The 7,995-nt window shown below is 47.3% G+C and carries 5 protein-coding genes; all 5 read left to right on the top strand.

Features of this window, described 5'->3' with window-relative positions:
- Positions 1-633: response regulator (locus HY879_01580; GenBank protein ID MBI5602026.1), on the top strand; the 633-nt coding region annotated here is incomplete at its 5' end.
- 408 nt (positions 634-1,041) lie between these two features.
- Positions 1,042-2,799, top strand: coding sequence for a PAS domain S-box protein (locus HY879_01575; protein MBI5602025.1), 1,758 nt, complete (start codon positions 1,042-1,044; stop codon positions 2,797-2,799).
- Positions 2,800-2,808: 9 nt separating this feature from the next.
- Positions 2,809-4,197: a sigma-54-dependent Fis family transcriptional regulator gene (locus HY879_01570; GenBank protein MBI5602024.1), complete on the top strand. Its 1,389-nt coding sequence runs from the start codon at positions 2,809-2,811 to the stop codon at positions 4,195-4,197.
- A gap of 792 nt (positions 4,198-4,989) precedes the next feature.
- Positions 4,990-6,189 carry a hypothetical protein gene (locus HY879_01565; protein ID MBI5602023.1) on the top strand — a complete coding sequence of 400 codons (1,200 nt, stop codon included), beginning with the start codon at positions 4,990-4,992 and terminating at the stop codon, positions 6,187-6,189.
- A gap of 3 nt (positions 6,190-6,192) precedes the next feature.
- Positions 6,193-7,995 (top strand): PAS domain S-box protein (locus HY879_01560; GenBank protein ID MBI5602022.1); only part of this gene is annotated, 1,803 nt, incomplete at its 3' end.

Genomic DNA, 7,995 nt, shown 5'->3' with positions numbered 1-7,995 from the left:
GGCATCCCCTCCGACATATTGCCCAAGATTTTTGACCCCTATTTTACCACCAAGCCCAAAGGAAGCGGCCTGGGGTTGGCCACGGTCTATTCCATCATTCACCGGCACGATGGAAGAATTTCCGTTGAATCAGAGGCTGACAGGGGAACTCTTTTTATTATTCATCTTCCTGCGGCTACCGGCCCCTGGAAGGAACAATCGGCAGCGGCTGAAAAAACTTTGTCGGGTTTCGGGAAAATACTGGTAATGGATGATGATCCTCTGGTAAACCAGGTAATAACCCAAATATTGGACAAGTTAGGCTATAAGGTGGAAATCACCTTTGACGGCCGGGAGGCCCTGGAAAAATATAAATCGGCGAAAAATTCAGGAACTCCTTTTGATGCCGTTATCATGGACCTGACTATCCCCGGGGGAATAGGGGGAAAAAGGGCCATCAAAAAATTATTGGAAATCGATCCCCAGGTAAAGGCCATCGTTTCCAGCGGCTATTCCGGTGATCCGGTATTATCCGAATTCGAGAAGTATGGATTTAAGGGCAGAGTCACCAAGCCATTCAGTATCGCTGCCTTGAGTGAAACCCTCTATCAGGTATTAAACCCTCAGGGTCCCGGGGGACGACACGAAGCGTAAAAATCTTTTTCAACCGGATCATCGGCCTCTGGCTGGCAGCGATTGAAACGATCACGGTCTCCAGATAATCCTGTTTAGGAACTCATAATTTTTACACCTTGTAAACTTCCGGTTTTCTAATTGCTGCCTCCCCTCTCCGATTAAATTTCTAATTACTTAAGATAGCTTGGATATTTATTTCACCGCTCAAGGCATAATTTTTGCTTAATAAATTTCCAAATTGAACGTCTAACAAATTTAAGAATTTATTGACTTAGCACGAAAGTAGATTTAAATCCCTTTCAATTCCCCTGTCACAAAGGGGGAGGCGGGGGATTTTCGTTCTCATGTCGCCCTCTTAGGACATGAGGGTTTACTGATCAGAAAGATTTGTCCAGGTGAGGATGATATAAATTTGTAGTATTTGCAATGGGAAAAACCTTCGCCAAGAAAAAGCAGCATCCCCCTTCAAGCAGTAAGGATCTCCTTTCCGGGATAAAAGCTATTCAGAAAAGTCTGGGCGACCTTTTGCAATCCATCCCCGGATGTCCCGATGAGGTTCAAAGGGACCTGTTCGTCCTGAGTGAAAATCTGCAAACTCAAGGTACTTTCCTGTCCGAAAAGTTCGCCAAATGCCAAGAACTGGAAAAGCAAGCACAGGAAGCCCTGCAAGAATCTGAACAAAGGTATCGGACCATCTTTGAAACCGCCGGGATCGCCATGGCGGTTATCGAGGAAGACGGGATTCTCTCCCAGGTCAATAATAAATTCGCAAAGATGGCGGGGTACGGGAAAAACGAATTGGAAGGGAAAAAGACCTGGCGGGATTTTATCGTTAAGGAGGATTTAAAAAGGCTTCAAGAATACCACCGCTTACGGACAATCGATCCCAAAGCCGCGCCCAGGAGCTATGAGGCCGGCGGCCTGGATAAATCAGGCAACCGGAAAAATTTGCTGATTACTATAGAGCGTTTTTCCGGAACCCAGCAAAGAATTGCCTCCTTCATGGACCTCACCGAACTTAAAAAAACTCAGGATTCGATTAAAAAAATGGCTGATGGTTACCGGACTCTTTTTAATCTGGCTAATGATGCTATTTTTGTCCTCCATCCTGACACCATGGTCATCCTTGACGTGAATCAGAAGACGTGCGAGCTATACGGATTTACCCTTGAAGAAGCTCGATTTCTGAAAATGGAGGACGTCAGTGACAACTCGCCGCCATATACCCCAACATCCGCCTTAACCTGGTTCAAGAAGGCCTTGACAGGGATTCCTGGCGTCGTCGAATGGAGGGCCAAAGATAAATCGGGACGCTTATTCTGGGTAGAGGTTTCCATGAAGCGCATTACTATTTTAGGAGACGAGCGTATCCTGGTTACGGTCAGAGACATCACCAAGCGCAAGCAACTGGAAGAACAGTTCCGGCAGGCCCAAAAAATGGAAGCCATCGGAAGACTGACCGCCGGCGTGGCCCACGACTTTAACAACCTGTTGACGGTGATCGCCGGTTATAGCGGGGTCATGCTCTCGAATCTCAAAAAAAATGATCCCTTGTTTCAGCCCTTGATGGAGATCAAAAAGGCCGGAGAAAAGGCCTCTTTGTTGACCCGACAATTGTTGGCTTTCGGACGGAAACAGGTACTCGCCCCCCGGATCATAGATCTCAACCGTATCGTCGAAAACATCGGAAAAATGATCGGCCGTATTATTGGTGAGGCCGTCGAGTTGGAAGTCCTCCTTGATCCAAATCCATTGCCTGTCTATATCGATATCGGACAGATGGAGCAGGTTATTATGAATCTGGCTATTAATGCCCGAGATGCCATGCCCAGGGGCGGAAAGCTTTTAATGCGCACCGCCGCCAAGGAAATTTCATCGAATACTTTTTGTAAAACTTGCGGCAATTTCTTTCACCCTGGCACCCACGTCACCATGTCCATTAAGGACACCGGTATCGGAATCGAACCTCATATCCAGCCTCTGGTCTTTGAGCCTTTCTTTACCACCAAGCAGGAAGGGAAAGGGAGCGGGCTGGGTCTTTCCATGATTCAGGGAATCATTCATCAAAGTGGAGGACATATTGATTTTTTTAGCCAGCCGAACCAAGGGACCATTTTCATCATATACCTTCCCAAAAGGGACCGGAAGCGGGCCGTTTTGTCAAATGATCCGGAAAAGAGATAAAGACATCCGATGGCCAGAATCCTGATTATTGACGACGAAAAACAGGTCTGCAAGATGTTTTCCTTGCTTGTCCGAAAAATGGGACACAAGGCCGTTTCGGCCTGTTCATTAAACGAAGGGCTCAAGGAGGTATCATCCCGGACATTTGATTTGGTTTTATTGGATATCCGGCTTCCGGATGGAAACGGTTTGGAAGCCCTGCCGAAAATTCGGGAAGCCCCTTCTTCCCCTGAAGTGATCATCATTACCGGACTCGGGGACCCGGATGGAGCGCAATTGGCCATTAAAAACGGGGCCTGGGATTATATTGAGAAACCCTCCTCATTAGAAAAAATGACCCTACCGATTACCAGGGCACTTCAATACCGGGCGGAAAAAAAAGGGCCTCATGATATCAAAGTGTTAAAAAGAGAAGGGATTATCGGGGACAGCCCTTTGATGCAGTCCTGCCTTGACCTTCTGGCCCAGGCGGCCGGCAACAAGGCCAATGTTTTAATCGAGGGAGAAACCGGAACGGGGAAAGAGCTTTTTGCCCAGGCCATCCATGACAACAGCAGCCGGGCCAAGAAGGATTTTGTGGTGGTGGACTGCGCCTCCCTGCCCACGACCTTAATTGAGAGCACTCTCTTCGGATATGAGAAAGGGGCCTTTACCGGTGCGGATCAGAGCCACGAAGGATTGATCAAACAGGCGGATGGGGGGACCCTCTTTCTGGATGAAATCGGAGAGCTGCCCTACTCCTGTCAAAAGGCCTTTCTTCGGGTCCTTCAAGAACATCGATTCCGTCCTATCGGAAGAAAAAGGGAAATCGAAAGTGACTTTCGTTTGGTGGCGGCTACCAATCAAAATCTGGAAGAGCTGGTAAAACAAGGACGTTTTCGAAAGGATCTCTTTTTTCGAGTCCGGTCTTTGACTATCGAACTGCCGCCCCTCAGGAAACGCGTTGAGGATATTAAGGATATCTTCCTGTACTACCTGCCCCGGCTTTCTGAAAAATATGGTCAGAAAAAAAAAGGTTTTTCTCCGGACTTTTTTGAAGCGCTGCACCACTATGAATGGCCAGGTAATATCAGGGAATTTATCAGTGCCCTGGAGGTCGGCCTCAGCGCCTTGAAGAAAGACCCCATCCTTTATCCCATCCATCTGCCGGCTTATATCCGGATCGGGCTTGCCCAGAAATCCCTGGCCGACAGAAAAGAAGTCCAAATGGAGACTCATCAGGAAACGCTTGATCAAAAAAGGATTTTACCCTTAAAAAAGGTACGGGAGGCTGCCGAAAAACAATACTTAAGAAGACTGTTGATCCATACCTCAAAAAACATAAAAAAGGCCTGCCAATTATCCGGTTTGTCCCGTTCACGGTTCTATGCCCTTTTAAAAAAACACAATCTTTTCTAACAGGTTTTTCCCTTTTTCAGGACATAATCCTTTTTTCAGGACCCAAAAATACCAAAATAAAAATCGGCTGTCCTTTATTCTTTTCACAGACTGCATCTGGAGTTCAAAAAGGAGCAGGCATCCTTTCTGAAAACCGAGGGCGTTAATATTTCCAACTAATTTAAAATATTTTGTTATTTATTTATCATCGATTATGCGAATAGATTTCGGGTTTTATAAGATCATAAAATTCCCTTATTTTTAATAAAATATTATTTTAATCTCCTCTGGCATAAATATTGAATAAATAGACATTTTTGTTTAAGTACTCGTACAATTTTGAAATTTGTTTATCTTAAGGAGGAGGTCATGGGTCTGGCTGAAATGAGGCTTGGGGCACGGATGGGGATCGGATTTGGCTTGGTTTTATTTTTACTGGTAATCATTTCTTTGATCGGTATTTCCCGTTTGAACCGGATGTACGGGTATCTGGATGATATTGTCCATGACAAAAATCAAAAAATTTTTCTGGCCAATGAAATGGACCGGCAGATGAATATCGTGGCTCGGGCTGTGCGCAATATCGCCTTGAGCAACGAAAACGATTTCAGGCAAAAGGAAAAAGAAAGGATCAACCGGGCCAGGGAAAAGTTCCATGAAGATTTCGATAAACTTTTCCGGACGGTTAAATCGGAAAAGGGCAAGGAGATCCTGGGCAAGATTAAAGATTCTCAACAAAAAATCGATCCTTTAATTAATAAGGCCGTGGATTTCGGTCTCTCTAATAAAGGCCAGGAAGCCGGCGAAGTACTCATGAAAGAAGTGCGGGGACCCCAGGGACAATTATTGGAGGCCATCGATGCTTTGGTGACCTTCCAGAATGAAAACAGTAAAAAAATGGCTGATGAGGCAGAGAGGGTCTTTTATGCCGTCCGGCTGATGATGGTCATTTTGGGGGGTTCAGCTTTGATCCTGGGGGGCTTAATCGCATTTTTTCTGACTCGCAGCATAACCAAACCGATCAATCGTGTGGTGGAAGGCATTAAAGACGGGGCGTCGCAGGTGGCCACAGCTTCCGGTCAGGTGGCTTCGGCCAGCCAGTCCTTGGCCGAAGGGGCCTCAGAGCAAGCGGCCGGCCTGGAAGAAACCTCTTCCTCCATGGAGGAAATGGCGTCCATGACCAAACAGAACGCCGAAAATGCCAATCAGGCCAACACCCTGATGACGGATACCGGCCGGGTGATGGAGGAGGCTAATCAGGCCATGAAAGATCTGAATAAATCCATGCAGGAAATTTCCCGGGCCGGTGAAGAAACCGGAAAGATTATCAAAACTATAGACGAGATAGCCTTTCAGACCAATCTGTTGGCCTTGAATGCGGCCGTCGAGGCCGCCCGGGCCGGAGAAGCAGGGGCCGGATTTGCCGTGGTGGCCGATGAAGTAAGGAACCTGGCCCTCCGGGCTGCGGAAGCGGCAAAAAATACGGCTGTCTTAATCGAAGACACGGTCAAAAAAGTTGGTAATGGCTCAGGAATAGTCATCAAGACCAATGATTCCTTTAAAAGAGCTGCCGAAAGAGCCCACAAGGTACAGGGGCTGATCGCCGAGATCGCCGCCGCCTCTCAAGAACAAGCCCAAGGGATCGAACAGATCAATAAAGCGGTTTCTGAAATGGATAAGGTAATTCAGCAAACAGCAGCTAATGCTGAAGAATCGGCCTCTGCTTCGGAAGAATTGAACAGCCAGGCCGGGGAGATGAACCAATTTGTAAAGGAGTTGATAATGATTATTAACGGAAAAGGAAATGCCCGGAAACCCATAAGGATCGACCATCCTCAAACGCTAAAAAATCGCAATGAATTACGGGAAGTTCCCGAAAGAAAGGAGATTCCAGAAAGTTGGCCCGGGAATTACCGGAAAAGGAAACCCCTGGGTCAGACCACCGGCCAAGGCCAGGAAGTCCGGCCCGATCAGGTGATCCCTTTTGAGGAAAAAGAATTTAAAGAGTATTAATCCATGAAAGATCCAAAATTTTCACAAAAGATCCCCTGGTCTCTGATTCTTATATTTTTGCTTCTCTCTCTGGGAATTACCCTGGCCGGATATCTATATTACATAGAACAAAAGGGGCATTTTAAAAGGGAAAAAGGCGAAGAACTCTCGGCCATCGCCGATTTAAAGGTCAATCAAATCATCAATTGGCGCCGGGAGCGTATGGGAGATGCCGCTCTGGTCCTGGGGAATTCTACGATCGGCCGAAGGGTACAACGGTTTCTCTCCGGAGATTCCAACCCTGAAATAAAGGAAGAGATCCAGGCCTGGATATCTTCTCTTCAACACAACCAGTATGATAACATCCTTCTCCTCGACTTGAAGGGAAGGGTCCGTTACTTCGTTCCCAAAAAGGAGAAGGAGATCGGTCCCGATGCCAGGCAGTTGACCCTGGAGGCCGTCAAAACTAAAAAGGCCATCCTCTCCGATCTTTACCAAAGTAAAATTTCCGAGGCCCTGCGGCTAAGTCTGCTTGTCCCCATTCTTAACCGGGAAGGATCCACCCTGCAGCCGGTTGGGGTACTTCTTTTAAGAATAGACCCTTACCGCTTTCTTTATCCCTTTATCCGGTCCTGGCCTACTGCCAGTCGGACCGGTGAATCCATCCTTTTTTGCCGCCAGGGGGAAGAATTTGTTTTTTTAAATGAATTACGTCATTATCGGGAATCAGCCCTGTCCTTTCGGTTATCTACAGGGGATAGAAGGTCTTCCGGGTTATGGGCCGTCTACCAGGGAAGGGGTGTTGTTGAAGACCTGGATTACGGGGGAAAACCGGTTTTATTAGCCGGGCGGTCCATCCCGGATTCCCCCTGGTTTTTAATCACCAAGGAGGATGCCGAAGAAGTCTATGCCCCTTTAAAGGAACGGGCCTGGATGGTCGCCCTCTTGATAATCTTGATGATCCTGGCAGCCGGGGTGAGCCTGGGGCTTATCTGGCGTCATCAACGGTCTGTTTATTATCGGAATCAATATCAGGGGGAATTGGAGCGTCAGGCCCTGACCCAGCATTACCTTTATCTGACCAAGTATGCCAATGATATCATCCTGCTCACCGATCAGGATCATCAGATTATCGAGGTCAACGATCGGGCCTTGTCGGCTTATGGATATTCCAAAGAGGAATTTCTCGGTCTGAAGGCCAAAGAGATGCGTTCATTGAATTCCAAACTCCTTTATGAACAACAATTGGAACAGTTTGAAGATCACAAGGGAATGATATATGAAACGATCCATCGACGGAAAGATGGAACCGAATTTCCGGTGGAGATCAGCTTTCGTTCCATGGATATTGAGGGGGTGAAGTACCATCAGGCCATTATCCGGGATATTACCGAACGCAAAAAGGCCGAATCCGCCCTGGCTAACGAAAAGGAACGGCTGGCCGTGACACTCCGGTCCATTGGGGATGGCGTGATTACAACGGACCTGAAAGGAAACATCGTTTTAATAAACCGAATCGCCGAAGAATTAACCGGTTGGTCCCAGAAAGAAACCGCCGGCCGGCCTTTGGAAGAATGCTTTTATATCATCAATGAAAGGACCCGGGAGCGCCGGGAAAACCCGGTGGAAAAGGTGATCAAAACCGGCGGTATTGTGGAATTGGCCAATGGAACGGTGCTGATAAGCAAAGACCAACGAGAACGGATTATCGCCGACAGCGGGGCACCTATTCGGGATCAAAAAGGGGAAATCCTGGGGGTGGTTTTGGTCTTCCGGGATATCACCGAGAAAATCAAACTGGAAGAAGAACTTGCTAAAGCCGAAAAG

It is taken from the genome of Deltaproteobacteria bacterium, from assembly GCA_016219225.1.
In the GTDB taxonomy this organism is placed as follows: Bacteria; Desulfobacterota; RBG-13-43-22; order RBG-13-43-22; family RBG-13-43-22; genus RBG-13-43-22.
Note: the sequence above shows the minus strand (reverse complement) of the source record. Positions and strands in the feature narration are given on the sequence as shown.

Coding starts and splice junctions, on each gene's coding strand:
- HY879_01565 (MBI5602023.1), top strand. CDS start 4,990: ATGAAAGAAGTGCGGGGACCCCAGGGACAATTATTGGAGGCCATCGAT.
- HY879_01570 (MBI5602024.1), top strand. CDS start 2,809: ATGGCCAGAATCCTGATTATTGACGACGAAAAACAGGTCTGCAAGATG.
- HY879_01575 (MBI5602025.1), top strand. CDS start 1,042: ATGGGAAAAACCTTCGCCAAGAAAAAGCAGCATCCCCCTTCAAGCAGT.